At 73.9% G+C, this 19,438-nt stretch carries 19 protein-coding genes; 9 read left to right on the forward strand and 10 right to left on the reverse strand.

The window, feature by feature from the left end:
* Positions 1–48: 48 nt before the first annotated feature.
* From ACFUVW_RS10515 to ACFUVW_RS10555, 9 genes are all read right to left on the reverse strand, one after another.
* Positions 49–555 carry a M24 family metallopeptidase gene (locus ACFUVW_RS10515; protein ID WP_430571272.1) on the reverse strand — a complete coding sequence of 169 codons (507 nt, stop codon included), beginning with the start codon at positions 553–555 and terminating at the stop codon, positions 49–51.
* On the reverse strand, positions 456–1,475 hold the full coding sequence (locus ACFUVW_RS10520) for an aminopeptidase P N-terminal domain-containing protein (RefSeq protein ID WP_430571273.1): 1,020 nt from the start codon (positions 1,473–1,475) through the stop codon (positions 456–458). Before ACFUVW_RS10520 ends, ACFUVW_RS10515 begins: the two co-directional genes overlap by 100 nt.
* The gene (locus ACFUVW_RS10525) at positions 1,472–2,755 is read right to left on the reverse strand and encodes an alpha/beta fold hydrolase (protein WP_430571274.1); all 1,284 of its coding nucleotides are present in this window, start codon (positions 2,753–2,755) and stop codon (positions 1,472–1,474) included. Before ACFUVW_RS10525 ends, ACFUVW_RS10520 begins: the two co-directional genes overlap by 4 nt.
* Positions 2,752–3,720, reverse strand: coding sequence for an ATP-binding cassette domain-containing protein (locus ACFUVW_RS10530; RefSeq protein ID WP_430571275.1), 969 nt, complete (start codon positions 3,718–3,720; stop codon positions 2,752–2,754). The genes ACFUVW_RS10525 and ACFUVW_RS10530 overlap by 4 nt, the downstream gene beginning before the upstream one ends.
* Entirely contained in the window at positions 3,717–4,562 is an 846-nt protein-coding gene (locus tag ACFUVW_RS10535) for an ABC transporter ATP-binding protein (protein ID WP_430571276.1), read from the reverse strand. Before ACFUVW_RS10535 ends, ACFUVW_RS10530 begins: the two co-directional genes overlap by 4 nt.
* 10 nt (positions 4,563–4,572) lie before the next feature.
* Positions 4,573–5,571: an ABC transporter permease gene (locus ACFUVW_RS10540; protein WP_430571277.1), complete on the reverse strand. Its 999-nt coding sequence runs from the start codon at positions 5,569–5,571 to the stop codon at positions 4,573–4,575.
* Complete coding sequence (locus tag ACFUVW_RS10545) at positions 5,571–6,527, reverse strand: ABC transporter permease (RefSeq protein WP_430571278.1); 957 nt, start codon at positions 6,525–6,527, stop codon at positions 5,571–5,573. Before ACFUVW_RS10545 ends, ACFUVW_RS10540 begins: the two co-directional genes overlap by 1 nt.
* Positions 6,528–6,531: 4 nt before the next feature.
* Positions 6,532–8,250 (reverse strand): ABC transporter substrate-binding protein, encoded by a 1,719-nt coding sequence (locus ACFUVW_RS10550; protein WP_430571279.1) that lies wholly within the window; start codon positions 8,248–8,250, stop codon positions 6,532–6,534.
* 71 nt (positions 8,251–8,321) lie between these two features.
* Positions 8,322–10,259: a glycoside hydrolase family 127 protein gene (locus tag ACFUVW_RS10555; protein WP_430571280.1), complete on the reverse strand. Its 1,938-nt coding sequence runs from the start codon at positions 10,257–10,259 to the stop codon at positions 8,322–8,324.
* Positions 10,260–10,562: 303 nt separating this feature from the next.
* Here ACFUVW_RS10555 and ACFUVW_RS10560 point away from each other — a divergent pair, with 303 nt between their 5' ends.
* From ACFUVW_RS10560 to ACFUVW_RS10595, 8 genes are all read left to right on the forward strand, one after another.
* Positions 10,563–11,240 carry a GntR family transcriptional regulator gene (locus tag ACFUVW_RS10560; RefSeq protein WP_430571281.1) on the forward strand — a complete coding sequence of 226 codons (678 nt, stop codon included), beginning with the start codon at positions 10,563–10,565 and terminating at the stop codon, positions 11,238–11,240.
* 84 nt (positions 11,241–11,324) lie between these two features.
* A complete protein-coding gene (locus tag ACFUVW_RS10565; protein ID WP_430571282.1) occupies positions 11,325–12,542 on the forward strand; it encodes an NAD(P)/FAD-dependent oxidoreductase in 1,218 nt (405 codons plus the stop codon).
* Positions 12,539–12,850 (forward strand): (2Fe-2S)-binding protein, encoded by a 312-nt coding sequence (locus tag ACFUVW_RS10570; protein WP_430571283.1) that lies wholly within the window; start codon positions 12,539–12,541, stop codon positions 12,848–12,850. Before ACFUVW_RS10565 ends, ACFUVW_RS10570 begins: the two co-directional genes overlap by 4 nt.
* Positions 12,847–14,295: an FAD-dependent oxidoreductase gene (locus tag ACFUVW_RS10575; protein WP_430571284.1), complete on the forward strand. Its 1,449-nt coding sequence runs from the start codon at positions 12,847–12,849 to the stop codon at positions 14,293–14,295. The genes ACFUVW_RS10570 and ACFUVW_RS10575 overlap by 4 nt, the downstream gene beginning before the upstream one ends.
* An 85-nt stretch (positions 14,296–14,380) precedes the next feature.
* Positions 14,381–15,298, forward strand: a complete 918-nt coding sequence (locus ACFUVW_RS10580) for a dihydrodipicolinate synthase family protein (protein ID WP_430571285.1) — start codon at positions 14,381–14,383, stop codon at positions 15,296–15,298.
* A gap of 51 nt (positions 15,299–15,349) precedes the next feature.
* Positions 15,350–16,351: a proline racemase family protein gene (locus ACFUVW_RS10585; protein WP_430571286.1), complete on the forward strand. Its 1,002-nt coding sequence runs from the start codon at positions 15,350–15,352 to the stop codon at positions 16,349–16,351.
* Between the two features lie 10 nt (positions 16,352–16,361).
* Positions 16,362–17,858, forward strand: a complete 1,497-nt coding sequence (locus ACFUVW_RS10590; protein WP_430571287.1) for an aldehyde dehydrogenase (NADP(+)) — start codon at positions 16,362–16,364, stop codon at positions 17,856–17,858.
* 43 nt (positions 17,859–17,901) lie between these two features.
* Positions 17,902–18,564 carry a GPP34 family phosphoprotein gene (locus ACFUVW_RS10595; protein ID WP_430571288.1) on the forward strand — a complete coding sequence of 221 codons (663 nt, stop codon included), beginning with the start codon at positions 17,902–17,904 and terminating at the stop codon, positions 18,562–18,564.
* Positions 18,565–18,575: 11 nt separating this feature from the next.
* Here the strand turns inward: ACFUVW_RS10595 and ACFUVW_RS10600 are convergent, their stop codons facing one another.
* On the reverse strand, positions 18,576–18,917 hold the full coding sequence (locus ACFUVW_RS10600) for an ArsR/SmtB family transcription factor (protein ID WP_430571289.1): 342 nt from the start codon (positions 18,915–18,917) through the stop codon (positions 18,576–18,578).
* Positions 18,918–18,933: 16 nt separating this feature from the next.
* Between ACFUVW_RS10600 and ACFUVW_RS10605 the strand changes: the two genes are divergently transcribed.
* On the forward strand, positions 18,934–19,410 hold the full coding sequence (locus ACFUVW_RS10605; RefSeq protein WP_430571290.1) for an SRPBCC domain-containing protein: 477 nt from the start codon (positions 18,934–18,936) through the stop codon (positions 19,408–19,410).
* Positions 19,411–19,438 lie beyond the last annotated feature (28 nt).

Consider the following 19,438-nt stretch of genomic DNA (forward strand, 5'->3'; position numbering starts at 1 on the left):
GGTCTCGGATGGTCTTCACACCAGTGTTCCCTTCGTCGTCGACGGGTACTACAGGAGTCGTGTCGTCCAGGCCTCGACGCCCGCGGCGTCGATGGGCAGGGCGTCGGACAGCACCTCGTGACCGTCCGGGGTGACGAGCAGGTCGTCCTCCAGCCGCACGCCGACGCCGCGCAGCTCCGGCGGCACGGTGAGGTCGTGGGCGTGGAAGTACAGCCCCGGCTCGACGGTCATGACGACGCCCGGCTCGAGGTCGGCGCCCATGTAGTCCTGCCAGTCGCTGTGCGCGCAGTCGTGCACGTCGAGGCCCAGGTGGTGGCCGATGCCGCACACGAGCCAGCGGCGGTGCTGCTGGCCCTGCGGCGACAGCGCCTCGTCGACGGAGACGGGCAGCAGGCCCCAGTCGCGCAGGCCCTGGGCCAGCACCTCCATGGCAGCGAAGTGGAAGTCGAGGTAGTTCACGCCGGGACGGACGTGCGCCATGCCGGCGCGGTGGCTCTTCTCCACCAGGTCGTGCACGGCCCGCTGCGTGTCGGTGAACCGGCCCGACGGCGGCACGGTGCGGGGGTCACGTCGGCCGTGTAGAGCGTGTTCTCCTCGACACCCATGTCGAGCAGCAGGGCCGCGTCGGGGAGCACGGGGCCGTCGCAGCGCACCCAGTGCAGGGTGGGGGCGTGCGGGCCGCTGCCCACGATCGTGGCGTAGCCGGGCCCGTTGCCGGTGGTGCGGGCGTGCCGGTCGAACGTGCCCTGCAGCCAGCGCTCGCCGCCGGACCGCACCGCCGCCGGGATCTCCCGGACGACGGCCTCGAAACCGGTCACCGTGTGGTCGACGGCGGCGCGCAGCTGCGCCACCTCCCAGGCGTCCTTGACCATGCGCAGGTCGGAGCAGGCGCGGGCGAGCTCCGCGGACGGCTCGAGCCCGTGCCGGGCGACGACGTCCGCCGGTACCGCGCGCCCGGACCACCAGCCGGAGCCGTGCGCCAGCGCGTCGTCGAGCTCCGCGAGCGGGCGCACGGGGACGCCCAGCGCCCGCTCCCACTCGCCGAGCCCCGGAGAGGCGCCCACCCACAGCTCGCCGTGCATCGCGTCGGAGAAGAACGCGGGGTCGCCCGGCCGGGCGGGCGGCGGCAGGTAGAGCACGGCGTCGGCGCCGTGCAGCACGACAACGCCGTCCTCGACCTGGCAGCCGGTCAGCCACACGAAGTCGCTGTCGGCGCGGAAGTCGTACGACGTGTCGTTGCTGCGCACCGGAGCGCGGCCCGCCCCGATGACGACGGTGCGCCCGCCGAGCCGCTCGGCCAGCAGTGCGCGGTGGGCGGCGGCGGCCTCGGCCGCGCCGTCGGGCACCCGTGCGGGGACGACGTCGGAGGACCAGCCGTCGGCGATCATCGCGCCGAACGCCGAGACCTCGGTGAGCCGCGGCGGACGCGTGCCCGCGTGCGGCGGGCGGTGGAGGTGCTCGTGGGCCTGCGTCATCGTCGTTCTCCTCCCGCGTCCCGGACGAGCTCCCGCAGGCGCCGCAGCACCCGGGGGTCGCCGAGACCGTCGTGCTCGTACTCGTTGGTCACCCAGGCGTGCGAGCTGCCCAGCCTGGACAGGGTGTCGAGCTGCAGGCCCGCGTCCACGTACATGTCGTCGAAGTAGACCGCCGCGGCCAGCGGCACGTCGTTCGCGGCGAGGCGCTCGACGTCGTACAGCGAGCTCCACTCCGTGCGCGCCGCGAGCTCGTGCACGGCCGGTGCGAAGGGCCTCAGCAGCCGCACCTCGTCGAACATCCACGGGAACGCCATCTCGCCGGTGAGCAGCAGCGGTCGCTCGTCGGGCCCGAACTGCGGCCGCTCGTCGCGGGCGCGCTGGGCGGCCCACGCCGTCGGGCCGTTCGCGCCGTCGCCGTAGATGGACTCCTGCAGCGTCCAGAACAGGGGGTTCGACGCCGACGACGAGCGCACCAGCACCTGCTCCAGGAACGCGTGCGACAGCCGGCCGGGGCGCACGAACGCCTCGTCCACGAGCCAGTGCAGGCGCTCCGACCCGGGCTTCATCCCCAGGTCGATGCCCAAGGACTGGAACCGGTGCACGGTGAGCACGTCGCCGTCGGGCAGACGCACGTCGCCCTCGGCGAGCCGGTCGGCGATCGCGGCCACCGCGTCGACGTCCTGCGGGTACAGGTCGTAGAAGCGGCGCGTCTTGGCCTCGGCGCGCGCGAACGTGCGCCGGTACACCTCGTCGGCGCTCGCCGGCGTGCCCGGGATGCCGCCCGTCACGTAGCAGGCCGACAGCCCCTCCGGCGCGGTCGAGAGGTAGGCGAGCGTGATCCAGCCGCCGAAGGACTGGCCCAGGCTCGCCCACCGGCGGCCGTCGTAGTGGGTGCGGCGCACGTGCTCCAGGTCGGCCACGATCGAGTCCGCCCGGAAGCACGCGAGGTAGTCCGCCCCCGCGACGGCGTCCCCGCGCGCCGCGACCGCCTCGCCGTCCAGCGGCGTGCTGCGTCCGGTGCCGCGCTGGTCCGGCAGGATCACGCGGTACGTCGTCAGGGCCTCGTCGAGCCAGCCGTCGCGCTTCAGGGGACGGGGCGACGCGCCGCCCGGCCCGCCCTGCAGGTAGACCATGAGGGGCAGGTCGTCGCCGCGGCGATCCGGGTCGACCAGCTCGCGCCAGAAGACGTCGATCTGCTCGCCGTCGGGCCGGGCGTGGTCGAGGGGGACCGCCGTCGCGCGCTCCGTGACGTGCAGCCCCGGCAGGTGATAGGTGGTCACGCGGTCGTCTCCTCCTCGGTGGCAGCGGCCTCTGTCTCGCGGTCAGGCGTGGCCGTCGCGGCCCGCGCCTCCGCCGCCTCGCGCCGCGCCCGTTCCCACTCGGGGCGGATGCGCGGCACGGCGGCCAGCAGGGTCCGGGTGTACTCGTGCTGCGGGTCGTCGAAGACGGCGTCCCGCTCGCCCTGCTCGACGATGCGGCCCTTCGACATCACGGCGACGCGGTCGGCGATCTGCCGCACCACGGCGAGGTCGTGCGCGATGAAGAGGTAGCTGAACCCCTCCTCGCGCTGCAGCCGGCGCAGCAGGTTGATGATCTGCGCCTGCACGGACACGTCCAGCGCAGAGACCGCCTCGTCGCAGACCACCAGCCGCGGCGACACGGCGAGCGCGCGGGCGATGCCGATGCGCTGCGCCTGGCCGCCGGAGAACTGGGACGGGTAGCGGCGGTGGTGGTCGGGGTCGAGGCCCACGCGCTCCATGAGCTGCTGGGTGAACGCCCGCGTGCCGCCGGGCACCTCGCGCCCCTGGTAGAGCAGCGGCGCGGTGACGATGCGCTCCACCGTGTGCCGGGGGTTGAGCGACGAGTACGGGTCCTGGAACACCACCTGCACGTCGCTGCGGAACCGCCGCAGGCGGTCGCCCTTGGCTCGCGTCACCGGCTCGCCGTCGAGGACGACCTCGCCCGACGTCGCGTCCGTCAGCCGCGCGACGATCCGCGCCGTCGTCGACTTGCCGGACCCGGACTCGCCGACCAGCGCCAGCGTCTCCCGGGGGCGCACCTCGAGGCTCACGCCGTCCACCGCCCGGAACGTGTCCGCCCGGCCCAGCAGCCCGCCGGTGCCGGGCACCGCGAACTCCTTGACCAGGTCGGTGGCGCGCAGCAGCGGCTCGGACGCGTGCGACGTCGAGCCCGCCGGGGCGCTCGCGGGGGCGACGGCGCTCTGTCCGGTGCTGGTGGTACTCATGGCTTCCCTCCCACGCCGGCGGCGCTGTCGATGCTGCGCAGCTCGCCGATCTCGTCGTCGATCCGGGGGACGGCGTCGAGCAGTGCCCGCGTGTAGGGATGCTGCGGGTCGGAGAACAGCTGCTCGGCGGGGGCCTGCTCCACCGCGACGCCGTGTCGCATGACGACGACGTCCTCGGCGATCTCGGACACGACGGCGAGGTCGTGGGAGATGAGGATCAGCGCGGTCCCGGTCTCCCGTCGGACCTCCTGGAGCAGGTCGAGGATCTGGGCCTGCACGGTGACGTCGAGCGCGGTGGTGGGCTCGTCGGCGATGAGCAGGTCCGGCTCGGTGGAGAGCGCCATCGCGATCATCACGCGCTGGCGCATCCCGCCGGAGAACTGGTGCGGGTAGTGGTCCACCCGCCGCGCGGCGTCGGCGATGTGCACGCGCTCCATCGCCTCGACCGCGACCCGGTGCGCCTGCCGCCGGGTGACCCCCGGGCGGTGCGCCCGGTAGGCCTCCTCGATCTGCATCCCCACGGTGTAGTACGGGTTCAGCGACGACAGCGGGTCCTGGAAGATCATCGCCATGCGGTCGCCTCGCAGGCGCCGCACCTTCGACTCGGGCAGCGCCGTGAGCTCGGTGCCGTCCAGGGACACCCGACCGCGCAGGCTGGCCGTCGGCGGCAGCAGGCCCATGACGGCCAGCGACGTCATCGACTTGCCGGAGCCCGACTCGCCGACGATCCCCAGCGACGCGCCCTGCTCCAGCGTGAACGAGAGCCCGTCCACGACGTCGACCGGCCCGTGCGCCGTCCGGAAGGTGATGGTGAGGTCCTCGACCTCGAGCAGCGTGCTCATGCCTGCCCCCTCATGCCCTCGCTCCGATCCGGACGCGCGGGTCGATCGTCGTGTAGACGATGTCCACGATCACGTTCCCGACGATGACCAGGAAGGCCGCGACGAGCGTGACGCCCATGATGACCGGCTGGTCGTTCTTGGTGATGGAGTCGGACGCCATCTTCCCGATGCCGTTGAGGCCGAAGACGGTCTCGATGATGATCGCGCCGCCCAGCAGCCCGGCGAAGTCCATGCCGAACAGCGTCACGACCGGGGTCAGCGCCGGCCGCAGCGCGTGCCGTCGCCACACGAGCCGCGGGGCGAGCCCCTTGGCGCGCGCGGTGCGGACGAAGTTCTCGTCCAGCGTGTCGAACACGTTCGCCCGGGTGAGCCGCTGGTACATCGACGCGTAGGTGAAGGCGAGCACCAGCCAGGGCATGACGAAGTTGAGGAACCACTGGCCCGGGTCGGCGGCGAACGGCACCGCCTGGGGGAACGGCAGCCACCCGAGCTTGACCACCAGCACGTACTGCAGCACCAGGGCGAGCACGTAGTTGGGGATGGAGACGCCGCCCAGCGCCGCGCCGGTCGCGGCACGGTCGAACCAGGTGCCTTTCTTGATCGCGGCGATCATGCCGCCCGAGACGCCCATGAGCAGCCACAGCACCGCGGCGCCCACCGCGAGCGTGGCCGAGACGCCGAAGCGCTGCTCGAACATCTCGAGCACCGGCTGCCCGGTCTGGAAGGAGTAGCCCAGGCAGGGCGCCGCGCAGTCGATCGCGTTCGCACCGGTGCCGTACGTGGTGCCGACGAACAGTCCGGACAGGAAGCCGAGGAACTGCTCGTAGAACGGCCGGTCCAGCCCGAGGTTGTTCCGGATCTGGTCGATCAGCTCGGGCGTGCAGTTCTTGCCGCAGATCTGCACCGCGGGGTCGGGGGAGAGCGCGAAGAAGATCGCGTACGTGAACAGGACGACGAGGAACAGCACGCCCACCATGCCGGCGAGCCTCGTCACGAGAAAGCGGACCATCAGCGCCTCTCCCCCGCGTCGACGACGTCCTTGAGCCGGTCGCCGAGGACCGTGAAGGACAGCACGAGCAGGAACAGGAAGGTTCCGGGGATCAGGAAGTACATGGGGTCGACGGCGTACCAGCTCATCGACTGCGCGATCATCTGCCCCCAGGACGGGGTCGGCGGGACCACGCCCACCCCGAGGAAGCTCAGCCCCGCCTCGGTACCGATGTACCCGGGGACGGCGAGCGTCGTCATCACGATGATCGTGGAGCGCAGGTTCGGCAGGATCTCCAGCAGCACGATCCGCCAGCCCGACGCTCCGGAGGCCCGGGCCGCCTCGACGAACTCGCGCTGCGTGATCGTCATCGTCTGCCCCCGCACGACGCGGGCCAGATAGGGCCACCCGAACACCGAGATGACCAGCACCAGCAGCGGCGCGCGGTTGCTCGCGGGGAGCGCCGACAGGATCGCGATCATGAAGATCAGGGCGGGGAAGGCCATGAGGAAGTCCATGACGCGCGACACGACCTGGTCGACCTTGCCACCGTGGTACCCGGCGAGGAGCCCGAACAGGACACCGAGCAGGGTGGTGAGGGTGGTGGCGGCCAGCGCGATGAGCATGGACGTGCGCGCCCCGTAGACGATGCGTGCGAACAGGTCGCGACCCGTGCCGGGCTCGACGCCGAACCAGTGCTCGGCGCTGATCCCGCCGAGGGGGCCGATCGGCAGGCCGCCGAGGTTGGGGTCGATGGCGGTCTGGTCGAACTCGTACGGGCCCCAGCCGGAGAGCTTGACGACGAGCGGCGCGGCGACGGCCAGGAGGGCGACGAGCGCGATGTACGACAGGGCGAGCACCGCCCCGCGGCTGCGGAGCAGGTGGTGCCAGACGCCCTGCCGGGGCGCCGGGGGCGCGTCGCCGACGGACGGCGCGCCCCCGGTCTCTGCCTCGAGCGTGGTCATGCTGAGGGTCATGGCATCAGCCCTTGCTCGGGTCCTTGAGCCCGACGCCGGTGTAGTCCAGACCGCCGGTCGCGACGCCGGGGCTGGAGTACACCCCGGTGACGTTCTCGCCGGGCAGGAGCACGACCTTCTCCACCAGCAGCGGCACGATCGGTGCCTCGGTGAGGACCTGCTCGTCGAGGTTGCCCCACGCCTCGTTCGCCGCGACCGGGTCGGTGATGGCGAGCGCCTCGTCGATGGCGGAGTTGATCGCCGGGTCGTCGATCTGGGCGAGGTTCGAGTTGCCCTTGTCGGTGATGCGGCGGCCGTCGAACAGCGGCGGGATGACGGTGCTGGCCGACGACGCCCAGTCCGGGCACCAGCCGGTGATCGCGGCGTCGTTCTGCAGCTTGGGCGTGCCGATCGTCTCGTAGAACTTCGAGGTGTCGATCGGGTTGAAGGTGACCTTGATGCCCACGCGGGACAGCGACTGCTGCACGGCCTCGGCCTGCGCCTGCAGCTTGGGCTGCGTGCGCATGTCGAGCGTCATCTCGAACCCGTCGGGGTAGCCGGCCTCGGCCAGCAGCTCCTTGGCCTTCTCGACGTCGCCGGTGCTCCCCTCGCTGGGGTAGAGGTCGAAGTCCTTGTGGCCGGCGACCGACTCGGGGATCGTCGTGCTGGCGATGTCGGCGAGCATCGTGCCGCCGGTGCCGTTCTGCACGGCCGCCTTGTCCACCGCGTACGAGATCGCTTGGCGCACCTTGACGTCGTCGAGCGGCTTCTTGGTCGTGTTCAGACCCATGTACGTGGTGCAGACGCCCGGCCAGTCGACGAGCCGGTCCTTGTACCTCGGGTCCTGCAGACGGGCGAGCGTCGCGGGCTGCAGGTTGCCGCCGATGGCGTTGACGTCGGTGCCCTGGCCGGCGAGGAGGCGCTCGTCGATGGTGGCCGGGTCGAGGCCGAGCTGGAAGTTCCAGCCGTCCGGCTTGGCGGTGCGCACCTCGTCCGTCGACGCGTCCCAGTTCTCGTTGCGCACGAGCTTGATGACGCTGCCGGGCGTGTACTCGTCGAGCGTGTAGGGGCCGGACGCGACGATGTCGTTGAGGAACTCGTCGCCGGCGCCGGAGCCCACGGGGAACGGCGCGAAGTTGGGCTGGGACGCCACCGCCGGGAAGTCGGGGAACGGCGCCTTGAGGTGGAAGACGATCGTCTTCTCGTCGGGCGTCTCGATCGTCGGCAGGTCCCCGGAGCGGTACGGGCCCTGGTAGTCGGCGGGCGCGTCGATGACCTGCTTGGCGTACGGCGAGCCGATGCCGATCTCCGGGTCCCAGGCGCGGGAGACGCCGAACTTCACCTCGGCCGACGTGATGGGCGAGCCGTCGTCGAACTTCAGACCGTCCTTGAGCGTGAACGTCCAGGTGAGGCCGTCGTCCGACACCGTGCCGGTGTCCGTGGCGAGGTCGGGCACGATCTCGTTCGGGTCCTCGGCGCTGCCCGACGCCGGCGTCGTGAGCGTGCGGTACACGAGCCGGTAGAAGTTGTTCACGCCCCCGTCCCAGCCCTTGGCCGGGTCGAGGTACGAGAAGTCGGCGTTCTGCAGCACCTGCACGACGCCGCCCTCGGCGGGCTCGCCCTCGTAGCCGGCGCCGGTGCTCGCCGTCGAGCCGCCGCCTCCGCCGCCCCCGGAGGAGCACGCGCCGAGCGCGAGGAGGGCCGCGACGCCGAACGCTGCGGCACGGAGGGCTGGTCTGGTCACTCGTCGTGTCATGGAAAACCTCCCAGGGTGGGGATGGTGCGACGGGTCGGTCGGGGAGTGCGGTGGTGCGGTCAGGACTGCCGGAGGAAGACGCGCATGGCGCCCGCCTCGCGATTGCCCCAGAGCGCGTAGGGCACGAAGGCCACCGGCGCGCGGTGCGTGGTGGGCGCCGGGACGCCCAGCGGGGGATACGGGTCGTCGCCCGTCGGGGGCGCGACGGCGAGGTCGCCGCGCAGCACGTGCCACGGGTGGGCGTCGTCGACCGTCAGGCGGGCCACGTCGTCGGCCGCGAGGAGGAGGTCGTCCACAGGGGCGGGGGAGTCCTGCTGCTCGACGCAGTACACGAGGGGCCCGCGCAGGACGGCGGCGCTGCCGCGGGCGGCGTCGAGGTGCGGGTGCGCGGTGACCGCGCGGACCGGCATCGGCAGGTCCAGCACGACCGTCTGCCCGGGTGCCCAGGCACGGGTCAGCCGGAGCCAGCCGTCGGCCGGGCTCTCGGGGACGGGCTCGCCGTCCACCGTGGCGGTGGCGCCGTCGGCCCATGCGGGCACGCGCAGCGCGAGCGTCGTCGCGCCGACCGCGGCGCGACGCACCCGCACCGTGACGCGGCCGTCCCACGGCAGGTCGGTCGTCACGTCGACGTCCAGCGCGGGGGAGTCGATCGCGGCGCTCGCGTACAGGGCGACGGTGAGGGTGTCGCCGTCGGCCACGGCCAGGTGGTCCTGGAGCTCCGAGTTCCAGCGGACCACGTTGGGCGGGCAGCAGGGGCAGCCGAACCAGGCCCGGCGCAGCAGCTCGCCGTCCTTCTCGGCGCCGCTGCGCTGCGCGTGGTCGGGGCGGCGCTGCAGCGGGTTGTCGTAGAAGAAGGCGGCGCCGTCCTCCGACAGCCCGACGGCGTACGCGTTGTGCAGCACCCGCTCGACGTGGTCCAGCACGTCGGCGCGGCCGCTGGCGAGGAAGAGGCGCCATCCCCACTGCGCCGTCCCGATCGCAGCGCACGTCTCGGCGTACGCGCGCTCGGCGGGGAGCTCGAACCGGTCGCCGAACGCCTCGTCGGAGTGCCGGGAGCCGACGCCGCCGGTGAGGAAGGACTTGCGCGCCACCATGTCGTCCCACAGGTGCTCGAGACGGGCGAGAAGCGCGTCGTCGTGCGTCTCGAGCGCGACGTCGGTGGCGCCGGCGGCCAGGTAGACCATGCGCACGGCGTGCCCGGTGACGGACTCCAGCTCGCGCAGGGGTACGGCGTCCTGGAAGTAGTCCGCCGCGAAGATCGTGTGCGCGAGCGTCCCGGCGCCGCGGCGCTCAACGAACAGCCGGGCCTGCTCCAGGTAGCGGCGGTCGCCCGTCTCGCGGGCGAGCTCCACGAGGGCCATCTCCACCTCGGGGTGGCCGCAGTACGCCGCCTCGCCGTCGGGCCCGTAGCGCTCCACGACGAGGTCCGCGAACCGCGTGGCGACGTCGAGCAGGCGGCGGTCGCCGAGCTGGCGGGACGCCGCGACGGCGGCCTGGGCGAGGTGGCCGAGGTTGTACATCTCGTGCCCCCAGGAGAGGTCCTGCCAGGGTTCCTTGGGGCTCTGCGGCGACTGGTAGAAGGTGCCGAGGTAGCCGTCGGCGCGCTGGGCCTGCTCGATCAGCGCAACCGACTCCTCGAAGAAGTCGCGGGCCATCTCGAGGGCCGCGGCCTCGCTCGCGTCGGCAGGCTCGCGGCCGAGCTCGTAGGCGATCCCCTCGAGCGTCTTGTAGACGTCGGTGTCGAGGAACGGGTAGCGCCCGCGGTAGTCGCCGACCGACGGGTCGTGGAGGCGCCGGAAGTTGTCGAGGTTCCCGGCCCGCCGGATCTCGCGCACGACGTGCGGCACGGTGACGACGCGGTTGCGCCGCTGCCAGTCGTGGAGCAGGCCGCCGGTGAGGCGGACGCGGTCCGTGCCGAGCGGGGCACCGGCACGGCCGGTCGTCGCGACGGCGGGGGCGCGGGTCGGGACGGGAGCCAGGTTCGGGGTGATGGCCACGAAAATCTCCTCGGTGGTATATCACATTGCACATGCACGGCCACGTCGCCCAGCGGGCGAGCCGGCGTGACCTCGTCGTCCGGTACTGCTGCCGCCGTCCGCGTCGTCGCGTCCGGCGGGTCCTCGCGCCCCGGGAAGATGCCCGGAACCGCGCCGTTCCTGCAGGTGGGCGGGGTGCCGGGTCGCGGTCCCTGTGCCCGTCGCCGGGCGGGTCGTCTTGACCTGCCTGGCGATGTGGGCGGTAACATATCATGCACTACTGTGATCTCCACCACCCCCGGATCAGCCCGTGAGGAAGTGCTCATGTCGGAAGCCGTAGCGTCGTTCCGCCGCATCGAGGCGCCGGTGAGCCTGCGCGAGACCGTCTCACGAGCGCTCACCGCGGCCATCGTCTCGGGCGACCTCGCCCCGGGCACGCTGGTGTCGGTGCCGTCGCTCACCGCGCGCTTCGCCGTGTCGGCGACGCCGGTGCGCGAGGCGATGCTGGACCTCGAGAAGCGGGGGTTCGTCACCGCGGTGCGCAACAAGGGCTTCCGGGTCACCGAGGTCTCGCCGGAGATGCTGAGCCACATCGCCGAGGTGCGCCAGCTCCTCGAGCCGCCGGCGATGGAGAAGCTGGCGGGCCGCTTCCCGCAGGGCGCGCTGCCGGCCCTGCGCGAGCAGGCCGAGGCCATCGTCACCGGCGCCCGCTCGGGCGACCTGGTGACCTACCTCGAGGCGGACCGCGACTTCCACCTGCGGCTCACGACCCTGGCGGGCAACCCCCTGCTGGTGGACGTGGTGGCCGACCTGCGCAGCCGTGCACGGCTGCTCGGCCTGTCGCAGATGGTCGCCACCGACCGCCTGGAGCAGTCCGCGGCCGAGCACCACGAGCTGCTCGACCTGCTCGCCGCCGGCGACGCCGCCGGGGCGCGGGACCTCATGCGCCGCCACATCGGCCACACCACCGGCTGGTGGGCGGGGCGGCCCGAGGACGACTGACCCTGCGACGGTCGGCGACGTGGCCGGCCCCTCACCTGTCTTGGTATGTGACATATTACTGGCCATCTACTCAAGGAGCAGCCGATGACCGACGACGTCGTGGTCGTGGGAGCGGGCATCGTGGGCGCCGCGTGCGCCCGCGCGCTCGCCCGGCGCGGGCTCGCCGTGACCGTCCTCGACCGCGGCGGCGCGGCGTCGGGCACCACCGCCCACGGGGAGGGCAACCTGCTCGTCTCCGACAAGGAGCCCGGCCCCGAGCTGGAGCTCGCGCAGCACGCGGCACGGCGCTGGCCGACCCTCGTCGCGGAGCTGTCCGACGAGCTCGGCCCTCGATTCCCCGCCGTCGAGTACGACCCGAAGGGCGGTCTCGTCGCCGCGACCACCCCCGAGGGTGCCCAGCCGCTGCGAGAGTTCGCCGCCCGCCAGCGCGACGCCGGCGTGGACGCGCGGGAGCTCGACGTCGCCCGCGCGCTCGAGCTCGAGCCCGCGCTCAACCCCGGCCTGAGCGCCGCCGTCTGGTATCCCGAGGACGCGCAGGTGCAGCCCGTCGCCGCGGCCGAGGCCCTGCTCGCGTCCGCTCGCCGCGCCGGGGCGCGCGTGCGCCCCGGCACCGAGGTGGTGGGCGCGCTGCGCGACGGGGACCGGCTCGTCGGCGTCCGCACCACCGGCGGCGACGTACCCGCCGGTGCCGTCGTCCTGGCCGCGGGGCCGTGGTCAGGTGTCGTCGCCGCGCGGCTCGGGGTCGCGCTCCCTGTGCGCCCGCGTCGCGGGATGGTGCTGGTGACGACCCGGATGCCGCACGTCGTGCGGCACAAGGTCTACGACGGCGACTACGTCGGAGCCACCCAGTCCGGCGACGCCGCGCTGCAGACGTCGAGCGTGGTCGAGTCCACCGCGGCCGGCACGGTGCTGATCGGGTCGAGCCGCGAGCAGGTCGGCTTCGACGACCGGCTGCGTGCCGCCGTGCTGCGCGAGATGGCCGCCCGCGCCGTACGGCTGTTCCCGTTCCTCGCCGACGCGAGCGTCATGCGGACCTACCTCGGCTTCCGCCCCTACGTCCCCGACCACCTGCCGATCGTCGGCCCGGACCCCCGTACCCCCGGCCTGTGGGTCGCGTCCGGCCACGAGGGCGCCGGGATCGGGCTGGGACCCGTCAGCGGCGAGCTGCTCGCCGACCTCTACACGGGTGCGGAGCCTGAGGTCGACCCCGCGCCGTTCCGCGTCGACCGCCCGGCGGTGCTCGCCGCCGACTCGCTCTCCGAGAGCGTCGTGCCGTCCGAGAAGACAGGGGAGGCCTCATGACCACGCACCGGCAGGACGCCGGGCCACGCCCGCTGACCATCACGCTCGACGGCGAACCGTTCGCGGGCACCGAGGGGCAGACGATCGCGGGGATGCTGCTGGCCGCCCGGCGGCGGTCGTGGCGCACCACCAGTGTCGACGGCGCCCCCCGCGGCGTGTTCTGCGGCATCGGGGTGTGCTTCGACTGCCTCGTCACCGTCAACGGCGCCCGCGACGTGCGCGCCTGCCTGCGGCGCGCGGCCGACGGGGACGTCGTCGAGACGCAGCACGACCCGTTGCCGGGCACGGGCGCCGAGGTGACGTCGTGAGCCGCCGCACGGTGGTCGTCGTCGGGGCCGGGCCCGCGGGCCTCTCCGCCGCGCGCGCCGCCGCCCGGGCGGGCGCCGACGTGACGCTGCTCGACGCGTCCGACCAGGTGGGCGGTCAGTTCTGGCGGCACCGCGCGCTCCCGGGCGGCGGGACGGCGCCCGACGAGGCCTCCTTCCACCACGGCTGGGGCACGTTCGTGGCGCTGCGCGACGTCGTCGCCGCGCACCCGCGGGTCACCCTGCTGACGTCCGCCCAGGTGTGGGCGCTCGAGCGGCTCGACGACGGCGTGCGGCTGCGCGTGCTCGTCGGCCCCGCCGACGCCGCGGGACGCGAGCACCTCACCCTCACCCCCGACGCCCTCGTGCTCGCCACGGGGGCCCACGACCGGACGCTCCCGTTCCCCGGCTGGCAGCTGCCCGGCGTCACGACGGCCGGGGCCGCGCAGGCCCTCGCCAAGGCCGAGCGCGTGGCCGTCGGTGACCGCGTCGTCGTCGCCGGCGCGGGCCCGTTCCTGCTGCCCGTCGCCACGTCGCTGCTGCGCATCGGCGCGCGCGTGCTGTCGGTGCACGAGGCCGCGACGCCCGCGACGCTGGTCCGCGGCTGGGGCGCGCGGCCGGCCGGGCTGCTGGGCGCGGCGCACAAGACCGGCGAGCTCGGCGGGTACGCCGCGGCGCTCGCTCGGCACCGGGTCGCGTACCGGCTCGGCGAGGCCGTGGTCGCGGCGCGCGGCGACGGCCGGGTCGAGGAGGTGACGGTCGCGCGCGTCGACGCGCGGTGGTCGCCCGTGCCGGGCACCGAGCGGACGATCGCGGCCGACGCGGTGTGCGTCTCGCACGGGTTCACGCCCCGCCTCGAGCTAGCGGTCGCGGCGGCGTGCGCGATCTCTCCCGACCGCTTCGTCGTCGTGGACGACCGCCAGCGCACGTCAGCGCCGGGCGTGTGGGCCGCCGGCGAGCTGACCGGCATCGGCGGTGCCGAGGCCGCGCTCGCCGAGGGCTGGGTGGCCGGGCACCACGCCGGGGCAGGGGAGCCCGACGACCGCGGGCTCGCCCGTGCGGTGCGCCGTCGCGCCCGGTCGGCCGACTTCGCGCGCCGACTCGAGGCCGCGCACGGCATCCGCAGCGGCTGGACGTCGTGGCTGCGCGACGACACGCTCGTCTGTCGCTGCGAGGAGGTCGACGCCGGCGCCCTGCGCGCGGCCGCCTGCGCCACCGCCTCGACCGACCTGCGCTCCGTGCGCCTCACCAGCCGCGCCGGGCTCGGCCCCTGCCAGGCGAGGATCTGCGGCCGCACGGTCGCGGAGCTCGTCGGGGCCCCGGAGCCCGCGGCCCGCGAGGGCACGGGGGCGGCGCCCGCGGTGCCCGACCGGCGGCCGATCGTCGTGCCCGTCCGGCTCGGCGACCTCGCCACCCTGCCCGACGACCCGGCGGTCGACGCCCCCTGACGCGACCCCCACCCTGATCCCGTATCCCGACACCGACCCCTCGCGTCCCGAGTCCGGAGGCGCGTGAACCGAGAGGACACATCGCATGAGCTCCCAGAAGATCGACCTGGGCGGCGTCGTCGTCGCGACGACGCTGCCGTTCACCCCCGACGCCGCGGCGCCCGCCGGCCTCGCGGTCGACTACGCCGGCTACGCCGCGCACGTCGACCACCTCATGGCTGCCGGCTGCCGGGGCGTGGGGCCCAACGGCTCGCTCGGCGAGTACTCGTCGCTCACGGACGACGAGCGCCGCAAGGTCGTGCAGACCGCCGTCGAGGCCGTCGCAGGCCGGGGCATCGTCATCGCGGGCGTGCACGGCGTGGGCTGGCACCAGGCCCAGCACTGGGCCGAGCTCGCCCAGGAGGACGGCGCCGACGCCGTCCTGCTGCTGCCGCCGACCATCTACCGGGCCAACCGGCGCGAGATCGTCGAGCACTACGCCCGCGTGAACGAGGTGGGCCTGCCGATCATGGTCTACAACAACCCGTTCGACACCAAGGTCGACCTGACGCCCGACCTCGTCGCCGAGCTGGCGCAGCTCGAGAACGTGGTGGCCATCAAGGAGTTCTCCGGTGACGTGCGCCGGATCGCGGAGCTGCGCGAGGTGGCCGACATCGACGTCATCGCCGGTGCCGACGACCTGCTGTTCGAGTCGCTGGTCATGGGGGCGACGGGCTGGTTCGCCGGCTACCCGAACGCGATCCCCGAGGTCGCGGTCGAGCTCTACGAGCTGGTGCGGGCCGGGAAGATCACCGACGCGCGGGACCTGTACGAGAACGTGGTCGCCATGTTCCGCTGGGACTCGCGCACCGAGTTCGTGCAGGCCATCAAGCTGTCCACGCAGATCGCGGGGCGCCCGTTCGGCATCGAGACCCGCCCGCCGCGCGGCCCGCTGTCCCCGGAGCAGGAGGCCACCGTGCGGGCCGACACCGAGAAGGCCCTCGCGTACATCGCCCAGCGCTGAGCCCGTCCCACACCGAGCCCGTCACCCAAGCCCGTCCCAGAGAGGCCGACCATGCGATCGTCCCGCACCTTCACCGCCGTCGACTCGCACACCGAGGGGATGCCCACCCGCGTCGTCACGTCCGGGCTGGGGGTCATCCCGGGTGCGACGATGAACGACAAGCGGCTGCACTTCATCGAGCACCTCGACGACGTGCGGAAGCTGCTCGTCAACGAGCCGCGGGGGCACGCCGCGATGAGCGGCGCCATCCTGCAGCCCTCGACGCGCGACGACTGCGACTGGGGCGTCGTGTACATCGAGGTCTCCGGCTGCCTGCCGATGTGCGGGCACGGCACGATCGGCGTCGCCACCGTGCTGGTGGAGACGGGCATGGTGACGGTCACCGAGCCGACGACCACCATCCGGCTGGACACCCCGGCCGGGGTGGTCGTCGCTCGGGTCGAGGTGCGTGACGGGCATGCCGAGTCGGTGACGATCGAGAACGTGCCCAGCTTCGTCGTGCGGCTCGACGACGAGGTCGACGTGCCGGGGCTCGGCACCGTCCCGTACTCGCTCGCGTTCGGCGGCAACTTCTACGCCATGGTCGACCTCGACGACGTGAAGCTGCCGTTCGACCGCGCCCGGCAGCAGGACATCCTCGCCGCGGGGCTCGCGATCATGGACGCGATCAACGTCACGGCCCCGCCGTCGCACCCCACGATCGCGGGCGTGGACCACTGCCACCACGTCGAGTTCATCGCGCCGGGGTCCACCGCGGAGCACTCCCGGCACGCGATGGCCATCCACCCCGGGTGGTTCGACCGGTCGCCCTGCGGCACCGGCACGTCCGCCCGGATGGCGGAGCTGTGGGCGCGCGGCGAGCTCGCGCTCGACACGGACTTCGTCAACGAGTCCTTCATCGGCTCGCGCTTCGTGGGCCGGCTGGTCGGGGAGACCGAGGTCGCCGGGATCCCCGCCGTCCTGCCCACCATCACCGGACGCGCCTGGGTCACCGGCCTGGGCACCTACCTGCTCGACCCGAGCGACCCGTTCCCCACCGGCTTCCAGTTCTGAGGTGCAGACGATGACGACCCCCGCAGGAGCCCTGACGACAGCGCCCGCGCAGCCGGAGGCGGCTGCCCGCGCCGCGGCGGCGGCCGCGCCCCTCCTTGCCGACCTCTCACCATCGACACGGGCCGACGCGCTGCGCGCCGTCGCCGACGTGCTCGGCGCGCACGAGGACGAGCTGGTCACGCTCGCCGCGACCGAGACCCGGCTGGCCGAAGCGCGGCTGCGCGGTGAGCTGAAGCGCACGCGCGTGCAGCTACGCCTTTTCGGCCGGGTGGTCGAGGCCGGCGCCTACCTCGACGTCCGGATCGACGCCGCCGACCCGGACTTCGTGCTCGGCCCGCGCCCCGACCTGCGCCGCACGCTGTGGCCCGTCGGGCCCGTGCTCGTCTTCGCGGCCAGCAACTTCCCCTTCGCGTTCTCCGTGCCCGGCGGCGACACCGCTGCCGCGCTCGCCGCCGGCTGCCCCGTGATCGTCAAGGCGCATCCCGGGCATGTCGAGCTGTCCCGCCGGGTCGCCGACCTCATGACCGAGGCGCTCGCCGGCGCCGGGCTGCCGGACGGCACGTTCGCCCTGGTCGAGGGCGACGACGCCGGTCGCGACCTGCTGGCGCACCCCGCGGTGCGGGCGGCCGCGTTCACCGGCTCCACGCGCGTGGGTCGGCTGCTCGCCGACGCCGCGGCCTCCCGACCCGACCCCATCCCGTTCTACGGCGAGCTCGGCTCCCTCAACCCGGTGCTGGTGCGCCCCGCCGCCCTCGCGGACCGCGGTGCGGAGATCGCCCGCGCCTGGGTCGGGTCGGTGAGCGGCTCTGCCGGCCAGCTGTGCACCAAGCCCGGGTTCCTGCTGGTGCCCGAGGGGCACGGCCTCGGCGGGGTCGTCGCCGAGGCCGCCGCCGCGGTGCCCGAGCACGACCTCCTCAACCCGCGCGTCGGCGCGGGATACGTCGCCGGGCGGTCCGCCGTCCTCGGCACCCCCGGCGTCGGCGTCCTCGCCGAGGGCTCCGCGCGGACGGGGGAGGACGGCGTCGTGAGCGCGACGCCGACGTTCGTCGAGACCGACCTGGCCACGCTTCGCCAGCACCGCGACACGGTGCTCGAGGAGGTGTTCGGGCCGTTCGCCGTGCTCGTCACCTACCCGGAGGGGACGGACCTGGGGGCCGTCGTCGCCGAGCTCTTCCCCGGCGAGCTCACCGCGACCGTGCACCGCGGGCCGGACGAAGGTGCTGAGGTGGCCGGGCTGCTGGCCACTCTGGGCCGCCACGCGGGGCGGGTCCTCGTCGACGGCTGGCCCACCGGCGTCGCCGTCACGCCGGCGATGCAGCACGGCGGCCCGTGGCCGGCCACGACCAGCGACGCGACCTCCGTGGGCACCGCGGCCATCGGCCGGTTCCTGCGCGGCGTCACGTTCCAGGACGCCCCGCAGGCAGCGTTGCCCGCGCCGTTGCAGGACGGTAACCCGTGGGGGGTGCCGCAGGCGCGGTCGGGTGTGGCAGAGTCGGCGCACTGGTAGGCAGCGAGGCCACGACCAGGCGCTTGATGGGAGATCCGACCACGTGCTCATCGCCGAAGAGCTGCTGCTCCTGGCCCACGACGACCTGCGCACCGGGCCGTCGGTGTTCGACGACGCCCCCTACCGGCTTGCCGGCGCGCTGCTCGTCGAGCTGGTGATCGCGGGCCGGATCTCCCTGCCCCCGGCGCCGGGCGGCGACGAGCAGGTCGTCGTCCTCGACCGCACGCCGACGGGGCGTCGCCAGCTCGACGAGGTCCTCGACCTCGCGGCCGCGGCGCCCCGTCGTGCGCCGGAGCTCGTCGACGTCCTGGCGCGCCGCGTCGAGCGGCCGCTGCTCGACGGCCTCGTCGCCCAGGCCCTGCTCCGGCGCGAGGACCGGGCCGTCTGGGGCGTGCTCCGGAGCACCCGGTGGCGCACGGTGGACGGGCCGGTGGTCACCGCCCTGCGTCGTCGCGTGCACGGCGTCCTGCTCGACGGTGCCGTGCCCGGCGACCGCACCGCCGCGCTCCTCACGCTCGCCGAGGGCTCCGGCTGGCTCCGGCCGCGCGTCCCACGCGAGCGCCGCCGTGAGGCGGACACCCGGATGCACGAGCTGGCGACGTCGTGGTGGCGGGGAAGCCCGGTCCGCGAGGGGGCCGGGGCGGTCGCCTCGGCCGTCGTCGGGGTCGTCGGCTCCGCGGCGCTGGTCCTGCCCGCCGGCACCTGAGGCGCCGTCGGTCAGGCGTCGTCGTCCAGCCGCCCGAGCAGGTCGACGGCGGCGCGGGCGTACTCGCCGATCCACCGGTCGTGGAGGCGCTTGATGGGCAGCGGCGCGAGAGCGAGGTGGCGCTCGCGGCCGACCTTGCGGCCGGTGACGAGCTCCGCCCGCTCGAGCACGCGCAGGTGCTGCAGCACGGTGGTGCGGTCGAGCTCGGGGAACAGCGCGCACAGCTCGCCGGTGGTGCGGGTCGACTCCTTGAGCGCGTCGAGCATGCGCCGTCGCACCGGGGCGGCGAGGGCCTTGAACACGAGGTCGTCGTCCTGGGCGCCGTCCCCACCCCTGGGCGTCGTCGAGTTCATGTGATAAAAATACAACATGAACGAGAAGCAGGCACTCTCCGAGCTCACCTTCACGGTCTCGGGCCGCGTCTCGCGCCCCTGCCGTGACGTCTACGAGGCCATCGCGGACCCCGACCAGCTCTCCCGCTACTTCGCGACCGGCGGCGCCCGCGGGCGCCTGGAGCCCGGGGCCGACGTGTCCTGGGACTTCGCCGACTTCCCGGGCCGCTTCCCCGTCACGGTGGTCGAGGCCGACGCGCCGCGCCGCATCGTCATCCGGTGGGAGGGGGCGGACACCGCCGACGGGTCGGGGTCGACCACGACGACGTTCGAGCTCGAGCCGCTCGACGGCGACACCCGCACCCTCGTCACCATCACGGAGTCGTCCTGGGCCCTCACCCCGGGCGGCGCGACGAACGCGTTCGGCAACTGCGAGGGCTGGACCGGCATGCTCGCCGCGCTCAAGGCGTGGGTCGAGCACGGCATCAACCTGCGCGAGGGCTTCTACCGCTGACGTGCCGCGGGCCCCGCGCCGCGGGGCC

Origin of the sequence: Isoptericola sp. NPDC057391, assembly GCF_042668085.1 — a bacterium.
Classification (GTDB): Bacteria; Actinomycetota; Actinomycetes; order Actinomycetales; family Cellulomonadaceae; genus Isoptericola.

Bases quoted from the DNA above. Each gene is read 5' to 3' on its own strand.
- ACFUVW_RS10580 (WP_430571285.1), top strand. From the start codon at position 14,381: ATGAGCTCCCAGAAGATCGACCTGGGCGGCGTCGTCGTCGCGACGACG.
- ACFUVW_RS10600 (WP_430571289.1), bottom strand. From the start codon at position 18,917: ATGAACTCGACGACGCCCAGGGGTGGGGACGGCGCCCAGGACGACGAC.
- ACFUVW_RS10545 (WP_430571278.1), bottom strand. From the start codon at position 6,527: ATGACCCTCAGCATGACCACGCTCGAGGCAGAGACCGGGGGCGCGCCG.
- ACFUVW_RS10565 (WP_430571282.1), top strand. From the start codon at position 11,325: ATGACCGACGACGTCGTGGTCGTGGGAGCGGGCATCGTGGGCGCCGCG.
- ACFUVW_RS10590 (WP_430571287.1), top strand. From the start codon at position 16,362: ATGACGACCCCCGCAGGAGCCCTGACGACAGCGCCCGCGCAGCCGGAG.
- ACFUVW_RS10585 (WP_430571286.1), top strand. From the start codon at position 15,350: ATGCGATCGTCCCGCACCTTCACCGCCGTCGACTCGCACACCGAGGGG.
- ACFUVW_RS10605 (WP_430571290.1), top strand. From the start codon at position 18,934: ATGAACGAGAAGCAGGCACTCTCCGAGCTCACCTTCACGGTCTCGGGC.
- ACFUVW_RS10540 (WP_430571277.1), bottom strand. From the start codon at position 5,571: ATGGTCCGCTTTCTCGTGACGAGGCTCGCCGGCATGGTGGGCGTGCTG.
- ACFUVW_RS10520 (WP_430571273.1), bottom strand. From the start codon at position 1,475: ATGACGCAGGCCCACGAGCACCTCCACCGCCCGCCGCACGCGGGCACG.
- ACFUVW_RS10530 (WP_430571275.1), bottom strand. From the start codon at position 3,720: ATGAGTACCACCAGCACCGGACAGAGCGCCGTCGCCCCCGCGAGCGCC.
- ACFUVW_RS10560 (WP_430571281.1), top strand. From the start codon at position 10,563: ATGTCGGAAGCCGTAGCGTCGTTCCGCCGCATCGAGGCGCCGGTGAGC.
- ACFUVW_RS10535 (WP_430571276.1), bottom strand. From the start codon at position 4,562: ATGAGCACGCTGCTCGAGGTCGAGGACCTCACCATCACCTTCCGGACG.
- ACFUVW_RS10570 (WP_430571283.1), top strand. From the start codon at position 12,539: ATGACCACGCACCGGCAGGACGCCGGGCCACGCCCGCTGACCATCACG.